Origin of the sequence: Sphingobacterium sp. UBA6317, assembly GCF_002440385.1 — a bacterium.
GTDB classification, from domain to species: Bacteria; Bacteroidota; Bacteroidia; order Sphingobacteriales; family Sphingobacteriaceae; genus Sphingobacterium; species Sphingobacterium multivorum.
Genome location: NZ_DJTD01000067.1, coordinates 362,405 through 378,351 on the forward strand (window position 1 = coordinate 362,405; position 15,947 = coordinate 378,351).

Sequence of the window (15,947 nt, forward strand, 5' to 3'; positions counted from 1 at the left end):
TAGAAATACCTCCGTTTTATTTTTTTCATCGGCATATCATCAATATTCGAACAAGCTCCAAAAGGGATACGAGGTCAAATTTCCGCTATAGCATAAGCCTATTCGACGAGGCTATCCCCAGCAAAAAATAAAAAACTTTTTTATTACCTTAGATAAATAAATCGAACAAGAAAACAACTTGTTTTTCATTAACTATAGTTCACATATATGAAATTATATGCCTTTGTTTTGGGGGTAGGCTTACTTCCGGCCGTAGGATTATGTCAAAAGACCGTCACCCCTGGTAGCAGCGATATCAATACCAACTATATCAAACCAGAAAAATCACTGTATACGGTATATTATGTTAAAGATAACACCTGGGACAAACAAGGATCATTGACCTACGATATCGTAGCGGCCAACAATCAGCTGACCTTAACCAATACCTATGTTCCGAAAGACAATGCCTGGACTTCGATCCGCACAACGATTGCCGACGCAAAAACACTTCGGTCCATCAGCTACGCGAGCGATGGCAAGGAAACAAAAGTAAACCTCAACTTTGCAGAAACAATTACAGGTAATTATTATTCGAAGAAAACTAAAAAGGAAAAAAAGATCAACTTACAGCCAACTAGACCTTTTGTAGATTTTAACTGGACAGACCATCTGATTTCAACTCTACCTTTAGATCTAGGGTATAAAGCGCGCATCCCGCAATTTTATTACAATAGTGATTCCGACATTTTTGTCGAAGACTATACCATCAAGGAAGTAAAAAGCTACAGTTATGGTTCCCCAAAAACAGGTAAGCACGACAGTTGGCTGGTTACACTTTTAGAAGAAAGTACCGGAGCCATCTACAATTATGTCATCGATAAAAAAGATCGCCGATTATGGCAAAGGGAAATGTCCATGGGAAACGGAAAGTGGGAAATTACCGTAAACGAAGAACTGGACTATCAACCTATTAAAAATAGATTCAACAAAGAACAGGCTGCCCAACAGATTTCTCAAGGGAACAGTGTTATTATCGGGACGGCTTACGCACGATCTAGCTCCGGAAAAAAACTTGGCGGGCTCGTGAATACTGCAAAAAAGCAATATGCTCCAAAAGGAACAGAAATTACGCTATTCGCCAACTCGGCCTATTACGAAGAATGGCTTGAAGTCAATAAAAAGATCCGAAAACAGAAAAAGGTCCAGGAAGTTCCATTAGACCCTGATTTTGGTTATGCGGTTAAAAAAGCAAAAGTGTATGATGATGAGGGGCATTTCGAATTTGCAGACCTCATGCCAGGTGCATACGTGATTATGGCAAGCTTCGATTTCACCAATTCTTACAACTATTCCTATGTATCAGGCTACACCAATTATTATAACTATTGGGGTTATACAGGTTCCACGACAAATTACGGTACGGCAAGATCATCTTATGTCGACAAAGCCAATATCGAGAAACACGTCAGCATCGACAAAGACGGCGAAAAAAAAGAGGTAAACTTAAAGGAAATGTAATCCTAAAAATGCCGTTAAACAGACTCGTTTAACGGCTTTTTTTATTTTTTTTGAGATCTATTCCTAAAATGAGAAGATCATCTATCCATTTACTTTTTTCGAAGTTCAATATAGCGGTCTATGCTAATGGGAAAATTATCGGCAGTACGCAGTAGAAAACATGCCGCTGCTCCTATCCAAACCGAATAATCGAAAGTCGATTTAATTCCTAAAGAGAGTGTCATCACTATCGCAAAGCTGATCAGTAGAATCCCGGCAACGAATGCCGTAAAACGCAGTTTATAGCCGATCAACAATAGGATTGCTAAGACAACCTCTAATAATGTTGCACCTATAGCAAGTATATTACCGAAAGATTCAGGCACAAAAAAATTAAGGGTATTTGAGTAAGCTACAAAATTGGCCCAATTTCCCCAGGAAACATGTGATGCCCCCGGTGCCCCCCACAGTCCCAAACGATCTGCAACAGCAGACAAAAATGCTGTCGATACAGCTATACGTACAAAAAGTTGATTATACATGGTATAAATTATATAAATATGGTATAAACGATATAAATCAAATTTAAGAGAACAAAAACAGTCCAAACTTAAACCAGTTTAAGAAACTTGTTTCAACCATCCCATACCCACAAAGACCCTCTCATTGTCGTACCGGTGTTGTGCCTTCACTTCCTCGCTCATCGTTCGGCGATCACCTGTGGTTAAATCCATTGCACAGTTAAATCAATAAGGCTGCCAGCACATGGGTGCTGTACAGCCTTATACATCAATTAATACGAATAAGAATTTAATATCATGTGTCTACTCCATTAAATGATAACACACTGTTATTATACATCAATTAATACGAATAAGAATTTAATATCATGTGTCTACTCCATTAAATGATAACACACTGTTATAATGACGACCAAGATGCTCAATAGTCCTAATGGAAATAAAAACTATTTGCTACAGCTGCAGCGTTAATTCCTGCTGCTGTTGGTTTCTAAAAATTAACACCTTCGGCTGGTCTGCGTGTACATGCTTTTTAATCGCTTGTTGCAAGTCTATTAATTGATCTATTTTCTCGCCCTGGTAATTCAACACAACATCACCGACACGCAAACCGCTTTTATAAAGATTGCCTTTTTCATCCAACTGAAGTAGCAGCACGCCGTTTATCGAGGGTAGGCCCGCAGCCGACTGCTCTCCCAAAGTCTCCACTGATTTAAATAAGCCCGACTTCCAGGCCCATCTGCTCCCCTGTTCCTCTGCTTCGGATTGGATCAACTGAGGTATTTCAGGACTAGCGGCAAGAGTTTTAAGTCTTTTACTCATAACCCCGAAATGCAGCATGTCAAAATTTTTAAAATCCTGATCTTTCCAGTTCTTCAATCGGAAATCGCCATCTGCAGGATTCGTAAAGTTCAATTGAATAACACGACCATGTTTTTCTATGCCTTTCGCCCGATCCTTGTCTAGGTCATCCTGCCTTCCGTAGATATTATGGTCTACCTCTTCCCCCCAATACTTGACCTGTATATCCTGATGGGACTCCATCACAATATTATTACGGAATACATCGTGACTATTCTGAAACCAGACATGTGGATGAAAACCATTGTTGATCATCACATTGTTATACACTTTGCGATAAAATCCTTCTCTTAGTTTTAGTCCCCCACTTAAACAAAGATTGTTGTAAATTTCATAGTTGGACGATCCGTCGTCCAAATCAATATCCCAACCGTGATCACAGCGAAATCTATTATCATGAATTTTAGTTGTTTTGACTGCATCCAGCAATATTAAATTGGGATGTTTCCCCGTCAGTTCATCCATCTCCTTTCGATTGGGATGCCAAAATCGGTCGCGCCCCCATGAGTTGAAGGCTCCATGATCACTGGTTTCCAGGACTGTATTAAAAACATCATTGTAAGCTATCTCATGACCGCCCCAGGTTCCATCACCTACATTAATACCTGCTCGAGGCACATTGTAAATGGTATTATGCAAAATTCGTAAAGATTCAGCCATAGAGACCTGTACACCTGCTACTTGTTTTTCGATCAATCCAATGTTATGAATCAGATTGTCACTCGCCTCACAGTCCATAGGATAATTATCGGTTTTTGGCCCTTTGATGGTATCCATTTGGTCAAACGGAACAAATTTTTCATATCGAAATTCCGGTGAGCGTACTGCTGCTGGATCTCCTACAAAATTGATCGCTCCGGCACCGATCTGTTCAATCCGGTTGCCTTCGATTTTGACCCCGCGATTGTAATTATTAACAAATATTGCATTGCCACCCAAAGCGATAAAATCATTCGCGCGGAAGATACAGTTTTCCGCACCTTCAATCTTTACGGCTCCCTGTCGATAGATCGTCCAATCACTACGTAAGAGTGGTTCGCTTGTTTTCATAAAGGTAGGAGCAGTATGCATGAAGCGAAGGCCACTAACCTCAATATCATGCACTGGTCTGGAAGATGAACCTGAAAGATAGATTAGATTTTCCAATTGTGGCGCTACAAACTTCAGCTGGTTGGGATCAACTCCTTTAGCAGGCATATAATACAAGAGTGCCTTCTCCTCATCCAAATACCACTCCTGAAAGGTATCGAGTTCTTCAAAGATATTTTCTACAAAGCGATAGGTCTCGTGCATTTTGCTGGGACGATTATTTTGCTGTCCACCTTCAAGTGTAACTGTTGATAAGCCATCTTTTCCGGTAATCTTATAATGGAATCCTCCCCAGCGACCAGCATGCAAAGCATGTACAATTCCCCCCTTAGGGTTTTTCCAGGTTGCAACACGTTCGGGACTTAATGCATCTGCAGCATAGCCTTGAAATGGCAAGACAGTGGGGTCGTAGTTTGGATAACGTGCTCGGACAAGATGCTTATCATTAGCATATAGACTTTGGAAGTTTAATCCTCTTGGGACCTTAGCCTCCCAAATACCATGATCGCCCTGTTTCCATTTGAGGTTAAGCGATTTGGCACCACTCAGCGTAACTTGTGCTCCATCCTCAGCTTTAATCCGCAAGGGTTGCCTTCTTGTACCCGATATCCCAGCAGACAATTCAATCGGTTTATCCAGCTGATAGGTGCCTGCCATAAAGATGATTTCGATGCCTGGTGTATTTTTCCCTTGCTTCTGTTTTTCTACCGATCGCAATGCGGCTTCAGCTGTGGCATAGGGACTGGCCATAGTTCCTTGGTTTCTATCACTTCCTTTTGTACTGACATAAATACGTTTGACCGAGCCAGCCTGTTGCCCATGCACACTAAGCGAAGTGACACCGGTAAGGCCAATAAATAATAATTTAGGAAATAGCATACAAGATATCTTCATAATTTTAATCGTTCATATAGTTTTAGCTAGATTACATCGACTATAAACCTGCTATATAGTTAGGTCTATAAGTCCATAAAAATAAAGTCGTTTGCTATGCACAAACGACTTTTTCAGTTCGTGTTTCATTCAATCAGATTTATATTTCACAAAACAATAGTATTTCGCCTAATTAACGAAGGGTCTATTGAATCACTTCACTAATCTGTACCTCTGGCGCAATATTCGTGTACTTTGGAAAATCTTCAGCAAACTTTTTCCCATTTTCTTTTAAAGGATCCTGATAGGCTGCAACAGCATCAAAATACAAATGGCAAATGGCCAAATAAATCGGACCTTCTGCTGAGCTACGTCCCGAAAGCCCTTTATCAATGGTTACACCTTTCAGTGCTTTACAGTAAACTTTTTTGACAAGCGCAATATGTTTCGAGAGATAATAATCCCAATCAAATGTCTTTCCAGGTCCATTACGATAAAAAATCGATACCTTGATCATCCCTTTTTTATGAAAAGGTGGATCTGCCTTTACATTGCACTGAAAGCCCAACAGCATGGTTATCAAAACCATAACTAAAATGATCTTTGTTTTCATATTTGTTGATAAGTAAGATTAAATAACACTCTTTTTTCCAAAAACATTTGCCATGAGTCAACAAGCAGCGAATATTGCTTAGATTAGTTCTTTTTGCGCTCTGTGGCTGCTTTCAACAAAATTTCTTTACTAGCAACCGGCACGTTTCCGTTAGCATCAGGTCCAATATTGAGCAACAAATTTCCACCTTTTTCATTTATCTCTCGTAGCTTAGTATTTACTTCTGTGGGAGATTTCCAATTATTATCTGATTTTTTATATCCCCAAGAATTGTTCAGGGTATAGCAGGCTTCCCAATCGTAATCCAGTAACGCTCCAGGATGTTCTTGTTCAGGCGTTCCAAAATCTCGCTTAAATTGATCACGCTTTGCTACGCGGTTATTAATGATAAGAGAGGGCTTCAATTTGCGTAGATATTGATAAAGATCTTCTCCTGCGGCCATATCCCACCAGTTCACCCAGTCCCCATCAAACCAAAGGATGTCAGTATCATACTTTACAACCAATTCTTTCAATTGATTTTTCATGTATTGAATATAAGCAGCTTTCTGTTCTGGCTTGATGAGGATCTGGCCCCAATCTCCTTTACCATTGGGATCGACATATTGCGAATCGTGATGCCAATCGATAATACTGTAGTAGGTACCAAATCTGATCCCAGCTTTCTTACAAGCTGTGGACAACTCCCGCACGAGATCTCTTCCTTTCATTGGGGTCGAAGCTATATCATAATCTGTGTAGGGGGAATCCCACAGACAAAAGCCCTCATGGTGTTTGGTCGTCAGGACGATATACTTCATTCCAGCATCCTTAGCCAATTGAACAATACGATCTGCATTGAAGTCCTTGGGGTTCCATGTGTTAATCAGCTCCGAATAGGCTGCCTTCGGAATATTCATTTCCGATTGTATCCACTCGGCATATCCTTTGGTTGAATTCCCTTTATATATCCCTCCAAGTTGACTATAAAGCCCAAAATGAATAAACATTCCATATTTTGCTTCCCTAAACCAATGCATCCGTTCATCAAAATCCTTTTTGGATTCCTGTAAATTATTAACTTGGGCGTTTCCCATGTTCATAAACAACATGGCTAGTAGAGAAAGAATACAATGCGTTGCTTTTATCATATTTATTATAATTGGTTAATCCAACAAGCTCAAGCGGCTGTCGAATCTTCTATTGGTATCTTGCGCATTCGACAAATGCTAAACCATTCTGCTATTGCAAAATAAATATAAAAAATATGAACAACACTTTTTATTTATTGCAAAGAAGTTACGCTTAGCTTATAGGGCTATACCTGCCTCAATTTTACAAAAATGAAAACTTCCAAAGCAGCTTTTCAAACAGTCTATCTGCTATGAAATTTAATATAAATTCTTTCCAAAAAGGATTTATATTTAGTAAATATTTCATTAAAAACCATACTATAGATTGAAATTATGAGTTTAAAGACCTTAATCACAAAAAGTGCCGAGTATAACGACTGGGTTGTCAATAAATACATCAATTGGCTGGCTGATAAATCGGACGACCAACTTAACCAGGAGGTACCTTCAAGCTTCCCGACCATTTTGAAAACCTTAAACCACATCTTGCAGACACAAGAATATTGGTGGAGCCACATTTCAGAAAGCAATGATTTCGATTTTGAAAAAAAGCGAACCACAAAAGAAGAAATATTTGAAGCACTAAGAAGAAATTCAGTTCAACTTGTGGATTATGTACACAAGCTATCTGAGTTGGATCTTGAAAAAAATATCAAAGTGGAATCACCATGGTTTCAATGCGATTTCACAAAGTACGAATACATACAACAGCTGATCCTCCACGGAACATATCATAGGGGACAGATCGTTACAATGGGCCGAGCTATTGGAATTGCGGATGCCCCAATGACAGACTTTAATTATTGGAATATTTATAAAGATCAACAATAGGGATTCGAGCAGCGCTATGGACCAAATTACCAGTAAAGTACAAATCCGAGAAATTGTCGCAGCGGCGAAACAGCAAGGACAGCAATCCAGTATTGAATGCCTTATATTAAGCTTACAAGAGTGTTTACTGAAAAAGAAAGTTCGATTTCCACTTCTGGAGTTTGCGGCCAGGGAAATTATGCTATTCGTGCCTGAGGCCGAGCAGTTACACTTGACAGATCGTCTCATTGTCACAACAGAAATGGGAAGTTATGTTTTAACGGGAATAATTCTTCAGCAACGTCTCCCCGAACACTTTGAAGAATCCATCCATAAAGCCTGCACCTATATAACCATGGGCAATCAATGGTACGTCTGTGATATCATCGGCGAACGCGTACTTGGTCATGCGCTGTTGACTTCACCTAAAAAGACAATACCATTATTAGAAGAATTAGCTCATCATCCTGATAAATGGATTGTTCGTACCATTGGTGTAGCTACGCACTATGCTGTAAAAAAGGGACTACCAGCCACATTCGTAGACATTTTGTTGAAGCTGCTGATTTCATTGTCAAACACGACAGATTTCCACGTGAAGAAAGGAATCGGCTGGGGGGCCAAAACAATAGCAAAGTTTCACCCTAAGCTAGTTACTTGCTACAGTAAAGAAATTGAATCGCCAGAAACCAAACAATGGTTTCGGACAAAAATTACGATTGGTCTCAATCGCCACAAATTGGGGGCTAAACAGATCCAATAGGAAGCCACAATGGCTCATTGTAACCAATAAAATGAATACGTGATTTTCTTTGTGATAGTTATACATCAAGAAAGGCGAAGTCTACCATTAAGCCTCGCCTTTCTTTATACATTTAATCTATAAGTAACCGCGCGCCCTCGGTTAGTGATCTTTTTTCATTGTTCCTTTTTCACGAAGATTAATATGCCAGCTAAAAGCCTCTTCTAACAAATGTGGTGTATGCCCTCCCCTTTTACAAGCGCGGTTATAATAGTCTGATAGCTGCTCCCTATAATCGGGATGTACACAGTTCTCAATAATTACTTTCGCTCGCTCACGAGGCGCTAAACCACGCAAATCTGCCAAACCATAATCTGTTACCAAAATATCGACATCATGTTCGGTATGATCTACGTGAGAAACCATAGGAACAATATGAGAAATTGCATCCCCTTTAGAGGCTGCCTGTGTAACAAAGATGCTCAAATAAGCATTACGTGCAAAGTCACCCGATCCACCGATACCATTCATGATATTTGTTCCCGAAGTATGGGTAGAATTTACGTTTCCATAAATATCAAACTCTATGGCTGTATTAATTGCTATAATTCCCAAACGTTTGATCAGTCCAGGTGTATTGGAAATGTTCTGTGGGCGCAATACAATTTTATCGCGGTATCGATCCAAATGATCGAACACTCTTGAATAACACTCTTCCGAAACAGTAATTGAAGAAGCAGAAGCAAAATCCAGTTTTCCAGCATCGATAAGGTCAAAGGTACTATCTTGCAACACTTCAGAAAACATCGTTATATTACGGAACTTACTATGTATAAATCCAGTTAGAACAGCGTTAGCTACTTTTCCAATACCCGCTTGGAGGGGCATCAAGCTTTCTGACAAATGACCTAGCTCTACTTCATTTTCGAAAAACTGTAAAATATGCTTCGCTATCGCTGTAGTTTTGGTATCCGGTTCAGCAATATCGGCTGGGCTATCAAGCTCATTCGTAAACACAATTCCCACCACCTTGCTTGCGTCCAAAGGAATAGTTTTACGCCCAATTTTATTTTCAGGTGCTACAATCGGAATAACATTACGGCGAGGGTAATCTTCTGCTTGGTAAATATCATGTATCCCTTTAATCGTCATCGGTATCGCAGTATTGACCTCCAAAATAACCTGCTTAGCCAATGCAGCAAAAGTAGCCGAATTTCCCACAGAAGTCGTTGGAACAATACTTCCGTCTGATTCTATTGCTGCTACTTCCAAAACAGCAATATCCACCTGAGGCAAATTCTTATTGTGCAGCAATTCGGCTGTTTCGCTTAGATGCTGATCAATAAACAGCACATCCCCGGCATTAATTTTATTACGTAAAATACGATCTACCTGAAAAGGCATCCGCTTGGATAGTGCCCCCGCTTCCGCCAATTTACCGTCTGTTCCATGTCCCAACGAAGCCCCAGTAATCAAGGTTATTTTCAATGGATCCACTTTTGCACGTTCAGCCAAGGCTGGTAACACAACCTTACTGTCTCCAGCCTTAGTAAAACCACTCGATCCAACGACCATTCCGTTTTGAAATAGCTTAGCAGCTTCTTCCGCTGTAATCACTTTATCATGTAAGCTTTGAACTTTTATTCTTTCGTAAGCCATATTGTTATAGTTTGATTTTATTCCATTATTGTAAACTTAAGAAATTGAAACCTATATATTTCCCTTATTTGTAAAGTTCTTTGTTATATTTTCCCACCTCTTAACCAAACAATTTTAGCATTTTTTTAAACTGCATATTTATTACCATTCGACACAAAATTATCCAAACGAGACTAAAAAAACACAACTCGCTACAAATCAAAAATATACAACAAATCATAATAAAAAAATATTTTATATCACACTGATCGATAATATATATCACACTGATAACAAACAACTTACAATAACAAAGGCAAAACTAAAGTAAGTAAAGACTAACTCTCTCGTCGATTAATTGCCATTTTAACGTAAGCATACACTCACTTTCAAGAAGTAAAGGTGGGGTCTAGTAAAAAAGTCTTACCTTTGTGACATAGTATTATAGGTTAAAATGAATACACAAGATATAACGACAGATGCTAAATATGTCAACCGTTATTATATGACGGAAGTAGACTCATTTGAAGATAGCATTTACTGTCACCACGCCATTATTGCAGAGAATCATATTTCCGAACATTGCCACGATAAGGACCAATTTTTATATACAGAAGGCGGTGTCGTATTTGTTAAGACAGAGGAAAAATCATATTTTCTACCTGCCCGACATTATTTGTGGATTCCCGCTGGAATAAAACATAGTATTCATCCAAGTACACCGGAGGTCGTTATGCGTAATTTGTACTTTCCCAAAACCAATAATGACGCACCCTTCTATAGCAAAATGGGAATCTATCCAGTAAATGATCTTTTGATAGAGCTGATTATGTTTACCAACCGCTGGAATGGCAATATCTTTCCGGTCGAAGAACCTAAATATAGTATCGCTACAGCATTTAAACTTATCTTGCCGGAATTATCGCTGCATGAGCTTCCATTGGCCTTACCCTATCCTAATCATCAGAAATTAAAGGATATCGTTACTTACCTCGAAGAGAATATAGAGGAAAATGTCAGCTTTAAAAAACTTGCCGGATTATTTAACATTAGTGAACGTACATTAGCCAGACTATTTCAAAAAGAATTAAATATGTCTTTTATCCAGTACTACACGATTCTCAGAATGCTGACTGCTCTTAAGCTCCTTTTAGACGAAAAACTAAGTGTAAATGAAGTTGCACTCAAAGTTGGATACAATAGTCTCCCCACCTTTAGTAACACATTCAATAAGGTCGTCGGTATCCGTCCAAGCGAATATGTCAAACAAAAAGAATTGCTTATTTAAAAATGTTTACCTAATTTAGGTCAATAAACCTAATTCAGGATGAAATTCAAACATATCATTTATAGTGCTGGAATTTTATTGCTCAGCACTTCTTTATTTGCCAAATCTCAAGATAAGAAACCCAAACCCATTCAGTTATTTAATGGGAAAGATTTGAAGAACTGGACCCCAAAAATCAGAAACCACAAAGTTGGGGATAATTATAAAAATACATTTCGTGTAGAAGACGGTTTACTCAAAGTAAGATATGATGGTTATGATAATTTTAATTTTCAGTATGGCCATCTATTCTACAATAAAGAATTCTCAGCTTATTTATTGCGCGTCACTTACAGATTTGTTGGTGAACAGGTAAATGGTGGAGAAGGTTGGGCCTGGCGTAATAGCGGAGCCATGCTACATGGACAGGATCCTAATACCATGGGTGTGGATCAAGACTTTCCAATATCGATCGAAGGGCAACTGTTGGGTGGAAATGGCAAGGACGAACGGACCACAAGTAACCTTTGTACACCAGGCACAAACGTTGTAATCGACAATAAGCTATTTACACCACATTGCATCAGCTCAACATCAAAAACCTATGCTGGAGATCAATGGGTAACTGCTGATTTCTTAGTATTGGGAGACTCACTTGTGCAGCATATCCTTGAAAACAAGGTCGTATTACAGTATAATAAACCCCAAATTGGTGGCGGCAATGTAAGTGGTTTCGATCCTAAAGTGAAAAAGGATGGTCAGTTTTTAAGTAAGGGGACTATTTCACTGCAGAGTGAGAGTCATCCCATTGACTTTAAAAAAGTGGAACTTTACGATTTGGAACCTTACATGAAAGATCCCAACAAATTGAAAAAGGTCATCGCGGAGCTACTTCCAAATTTGCAACAATAAAAAACACTCCAAGTCAGTTTTAAAATAAAAAAGCATCGAATATCGATGCTTTTTTATTTACCATTCGCTTGGAAAGAGAAATCCAAAGTATATAACATAAAGAAAAGGGATACAGCGAGCTGTACCCCTCTATATCTATACGAAAAGCTTACGCTAAACCGTTAACAAATTTTGTTAACTTAGATTTGTTGTTAGAAGCTTTTTTCTTGTGGATCACATTTTTCTTTGCCAAACGATCAAGCATAGAAATTACGCGTGGTAACAATGTTTTTGCTTCTTCTGCAGAAGTAGTGTGACGTAATTTTTTGATTGCGTTACGTGTAGTTTTTGCTTGGTAACGGTTTCTTAAACGTTTAGTAGCGTTTGCTCTAATTCTTTTGATCGCTGATTTATGATTTGCCATTTTTTTTAGCTAATTTTTATTCAATTTTTTCTTGTAATTCGGACTGCAAAAATAACACCTTATTTTCAATATTCAAAATCTATTTTATTTTTTAGGTTTAGTATATTTGCGACATGCAAAAATTATCGATGGATGAACTTCAACGTACAGATGTTGAATCGTTTAAAAAACAAGAAAAAACTCCTATCACAATCGTTATGGACAATGTACGGAGCATGCATAATGTGGGCTCGGCCTTCCGTACTGCAGACGGATTTGCTATTGAAAAAATATACTTGTGTGGCATTACGGGCACACCTCCCCATCGCGAAATCGAAAAGACCGCCCTCGGGGCTACTCAATCAGTTGCTTGGGAATACCACAAAGATACCACAGCTGTTGTTGATCAGCTTCGGTCAGAAGGTTATGTCATTATTGCCATCGAGCAAGCAGATGATAGTGTTATGTTACATCAGTTTGAACCAGAAAATGACAAAAAGTATGCATTGATTTTTGGAAATGAGGTCAATGGAGTAGATGAAGATGTCATGGAAAAAATTGATACCTGCATCGAAATCCCCCAATACGGAACCAAACATTCCTTAAATGTATCTGTCGCAATTGGCATTATTCTTTGGGATTTTATCCAAAAACGCAATTTCAATTAAAAATTTATCAATAAAGGTCACATTCCTATTCACATTGCTTCCATTTTAGAAAGCAAAATAGTAGATTTGTGTGCAAAATTTAAAGAAGAAATGAGTGTATTAGTTAATAAAGATTCAAAAGTAATCGTTCAAGGTTTCACTGGAAACGAAGGTACTTACCATGCTACTCAAATGATTGAGTACGGAACAAATGTAGTTGGTGGTGTTACTCCTGGTAAAGGTGGTCAACAACACTTAGACCGTCCTGTATTCAATACTGTGCAAGATGCAGTTGACACTACAGGAGCTAATGTTTCTATTATTTTTGTACCTCCAGCATTTGCTGCAGATGCGATCATGGAAGCTGCCGCTGCTGGTATCGAAGTGATTGTTTGTATTACAGAAGGTATCCCAACAAAAGATATGATCCAAGTAAAATCTTACTTGAGCGACAAAAACTCTCGTTTGATCGGTCCTAACTGCCCAGGTATCATCACTGCAGGCGAAGCTAAAATCGGTATCATGCCAGGATTTATCTTCAAAAAAGGTAATGTAGGTGTTGTTTCTAAATCAGGAACTTTAACTTACGAAGCCGTAGATCAAACTGTAAAAGCAGGATTAGGTATCACAACAGCAATCGGAATTGGTGGTGACCCTATCATTGGTACAACAACGAAAGAAGCTGTTGAATTATTAATGAATGACCCTGAAACTGAAGCGATCATCATGATCGGTGAAATTGGTGGTGGAATGGAAGCTGAAGCTGCTCGTTGGATCAAAGAACACGGTACTAAACCTGTTGTTGGATTTATCGCAGGTCAAACAGCGCCTCCAGGACGTCGTATGGGACACGCTGGTGCAATTGTAGGTGGTGCAGATGACACTGCTGCTGCAAAAATGAAAATCATGCGTGAGTGTGGTATTCGTGTTGTTGAATCTCCAGCTGAAATTGGAAAAGCAATCGCAGAAGAATTGGCTAAATAATTAGACCATCGAGCATATAAAAAAAAGGGAATCAAATTTGATTCCCTTTTTTTTATACCTAATAATTAGATGACAACATTAACTAGACATTGCTTCGTCTGCCGACGGTCCATATAAGCCCGGTACAGCAATATCCAATAATCGCAAATAAACAGTCAACTGACCACGATGATGAACGATATGATTATTGACAATAAAACGTATCGCTCCCGCTCGTGGCAAACGGGCAATCTCATGGTCCCCAGCTTTAAGCACCCATTCATTAAACCAATCCAATTCGGCGATATCCGCTAGTGTTGCCTTGTTCTCTTCCAGTCCAAGAGTGAGGATTGTTTTCAACTCTTCGACAGAGGATACTTTGAGAGGCTTATAATCTACTTTAAAATCAAATACGTCCTTTGGTATTGCCTTGTGTACCCAGTTATGTAACTCGACAACATGAGCAGCCAATTCGCCCAAACTCATCGATTTTTCGTGCGGGCGCCAATCCAATTTATCGTCCGGTATCCGATCTAGAATACGTTTGGTATTTTTTGTTTCGTGATCCAATTCGATCAAATAGCTCTTTTTGATACTCATATAAATACTAGTTCATTAATTGAAAATCTTTTAATACGGTAACAGCATAGGGGAATTCCACTGCCTTATGTGCTGCTGCTCGCGCAATTTCTCCCTCTACATAGGTTACTTTGAGCGGTAAAAATGTATTGTTCAGTATATTTTCATGGAATAACGCCTCATACCAGGTACAGGCAGCAACGAAACGTCCATAGTTCAGATTTAGGTGATAACCATCACGTGTAAAATTATCCCCCACAAAACTCGAACGTGCATTCTGAACAGCTGTACCCGAAGGAATCAACAGATCGAAATTACCCCAGTTAAACACCTCTTGCGAAGTATTGGCAATAGCCCTATACATACTATCTTGGCTACGGTTATAACGAACAAAACCTTCATGCGATGAACCGTTCTGATATGCCCAAGTTTGATGCAATATATACTTAGTTTCAGGAAATAGAATATGTTTTGTTACATAATCATATAAAGGTGGCAGATCCTTCGCATACGAATCATAATCTCCTGATAGCGGACTTGCTTGCTGAAAGCTAATATAATCCCAAGCCTCATCGATAAGCGCTTCAGATAAGCGCTCATTTGCTTTCTCGGACATTTGCCCGTCAAGATTTATTTTCCGGTAGCGATAAGCTGGCTTATCATCTTTTGCGTTACTTACATGTAAACTTAGAGGAGCTCCCCCAATATAGAGATTGCCGATCACTATCTTTTTCTTGCCGGCTTTCGCCAATTCATATAAATTCTGTTCAATAGCATCTTCCGAGAAACTATTACCGATGGCCAATATTCGTAGCACACCATCATCCAAAGACTTATTTTGCGCATTTAATCGATTATTCCTCAAAAAGAATACGATTAAAAAACCAAAAACCAATACCTGTTTTACTTTTATCATCATATAATGCAATAACAACTAAATTAGATAATATCTCGTAGAAATACGAATGATATACCTAGAAAGGGAGATTTTCTCCCATCTGTAAGTTATCGAGACAGCAGCTGGGACAGGGATATCTGCTCATAAAACTTAATAATAGTGGAAAATAGCTGTATAACATGTAATTCTGATAGCTATATCTTTAACCACTACCAGTATACTTCCCAACAGTCAGATAACATATAAAATTAGTTATGACAAGTAACTACTGCAAGGCCAATTGATATACTGCAATACGATACAGACGAAAAACAATATAGCTTGACAAGGCTAGTAGCAGGACAGGAGTATTCCTAAAATCATTACGAGTAGCTCTTGCTGTACTTGTCGATATGCAGCTATAGGATACTGCTGAAAAGCAATAGCGTTTGACAAGGCTAGTAAAGGATAGTTGCGGAACAGCTTCCGATGGAGCAGGCTCACCGACGGTCCTGTGCTGCGATAACCACTAGGCGGAGGATATGCAATAGCCTGTACATGGAAATACGGAAGTACTTAAAC

The 15,947-nt window shown here is 38.9% G+C and carries 15 protein-coding genes; 7 read left to right on the forward strand and 8 right to left on the reverse strand.

All coding sequences use genetic code 11. The annotated features are described in order from the left end of the window. The first annotated feature begins 207 nt into the window (after positions 1–207). Positions 208–1,500: a hypothetical protein gene (locus tag B3E92_RS23085; RefSeq protein ID WP_120335268.1), complete on the forward strand. Its 1,293-nt coding sequence runs from the start codon at positions 208–210 to the stop codon at positions 1,498–1,500. Between the two features lie 89 nt (positions 1,501–1,589). On the opposite strand, the gene B3E92_RS23090 is transcribed toward B3E92_RS23085, so the two are convergent. The 4 genes from B3E92_RS23090 to B3E92_RS23105 form a co-directional block, all read right to left on the reverse strand. Continuing rightward, entirely contained in the window at positions 1,590–2,021 is a 432-nt protein-coding gene (locus B3E92_RS23090) for a DoxX family protein (protein ID WP_120335267.1), read from the reverse strand. A gap of 432 nt (positions 2,022–2,453) precedes the next feature. Next, positions 2,454–4,844, reverse strand: coding sequence for a PDZ domain-containing protein (locus B3E92_RS23095; protein ID WP_286898433.1), 2,391 nt, complete (start codon positions 4,842–4,844; stop codon positions 2,454–2,456). A 184-nt stretch (positions 4,845–5,028) separates the two neighbouring features. Continuing rightward, entirely contained in the window at positions 5,029–5,436 is a 408-nt protein-coding gene (locus tag B3E92_RS23100) for an EthD family reductase (protein ID WP_286898434.1), read from the reverse strand. Positions 5,437–5,519: 83 nt separating this feature from the next. Beyond that, positions 5,520–6,566 (reverse strand): alpha-L-fucosidase, encoded by a 1,047-nt coding sequence (locus B3E92_RS23105; protein WP_145328160.1) that lies wholly within the window; start codon positions 6,564–6,566, stop codon positions 5,520–5,522. Between the two features lie 315 nt (positions 6,567–6,881). Between B3E92_RS23105 and B3E92_RS23110 the strand changes: the two genes are divergently transcribed. Both B3E92_RS23110 and B3E92_RS23115 read left to right on the forward strand, forming a co-directional pair. Next, positions 6,882–7,379, forward strand: coding sequence for a DinB family protein (locus tag B3E92_RS23110; protein ID WP_145328159.1), 498 nt, complete (start codon positions 6,882–6,884; stop codon positions 7,377–7,379). 16 nt (positions 7,380–7,395) lie between these two features. Next, positions 7,396–8,121, forward strand: coding sequence for a DNA alkylation repair protein (locus B3E92_RS23115; RefSeq protein WP_286898435.1), 726 nt, complete (start codon positions 7,396–7,398; stop codon positions 8,119–8,121). Between the two features lie 141 nt (positions 8,122–8,262). Here the strand turns inward: B3E92_RS23115 and B3E92_RS23120 are convergent, their stop codons facing one another. Then, on the reverse strand, positions 8,263–9,759 hold the full coding sequence (locus B3E92_RS23120; protein ID WP_286774816.1) for a succinate CoA transferase: 1,497 nt from the start codon (positions 9,757–9,759) through the stop codon (positions 8,263–8,265). A 433-nt stretch (positions 9,760–10,192) separates the two neighbouring features. Between B3E92_RS23120 and B3E92_RS23125 the strand changes: the two genes are divergently transcribed. Next, positions 10,193–11,026 (forward strand): AraC family transcriptional regulator, encoded by an 834-nt coding sequence (locus tag B3E92_RS23125; RefSeq protein WP_075991193.1) that lies wholly within the window; start codon positions 10,193–10,195, stop codon positions 11,024–11,026. Between the two features lie 39 nt (positions 11,027–11,065). After that, on the forward strand, positions 11,066–11,917 hold the full coding sequence (locus tag B3E92_RS23130; RefSeq protein ID WP_286774815.1) for a 3-keto-disaccharide hydrolase: 852 nt from the start codon (positions 11,066–11,068) through the stop codon (positions 11,915–11,917). A gap of 148 nt (positions 11,918–12,065) precedes the next feature. Here B3E92_RS23130 and rpsT read toward each other — a convergent pair whose 3' ends face one another. Beyond that, positions 12,066–12,320, reverse strand: a complete 255-nt coding sequence (gene rpsT, locus B3E92_RS23135) for a 30S ribosomal protein S20 (RefSeq protein ID WP_046671646.1) — start codon at positions 12,318–12,320, stop codon at positions 12,066–12,068. 113 nt (positions 12,321–12,433) lie between these two features. Here rpsT and B3E92_RS23140 point away from each other — a divergent pair, with 113 nt between their 5' ends. Further along, positions 12,434–12,967, forward strand: a complete 534-nt coding sequence (locus B3E92_RS23140) for an RNA methyltransferase (protein WP_070564659.1) — start codon at positions 12,434–12,436, stop codon at positions 12,965–12,967. Positions 12,968–13,057: 90 nt separating this feature from the next. Beyond that, the gene (gene sucD / locus B3E92_RS23145; RefSeq protein ID WP_070564656.1) at positions 13,058–13,930 is read left to right on the forward strand and encodes a succinate--CoA ligase subunit alpha; all 873 of its coding nucleotides are present in this window, start codon (positions 13,058–13,060) and stop codon (positions 13,928–13,930) included. 78 nt (positions 13,931–14,008) lie between these two features. On the opposite strand, the gene B3E92_RS23150 is transcribed toward sucD, so the two are convergent. Further along, on the reverse strand, positions 14,009–14,509 hold the full coding sequence (locus tag B3E92_RS23150) for a DinB family protein (protein ID WP_145328157.1): 501 nt from the start codon (positions 14,507–14,509) through the stop codon (positions 14,009–14,011). Between the two features lie 7 nt (positions 14,510–14,516). Next, complete coding sequence (locus B3E92_RS23155) at positions 14,517–15,407, reverse strand: DUF4886 domain-containing protein (protein WP_244294465.1); 891 nt, start codon at positions 15,405–15,407, stop codon at positions 14,517–14,519. Positions 15,408–15,947: the final 540 nt, after the last annotated feature.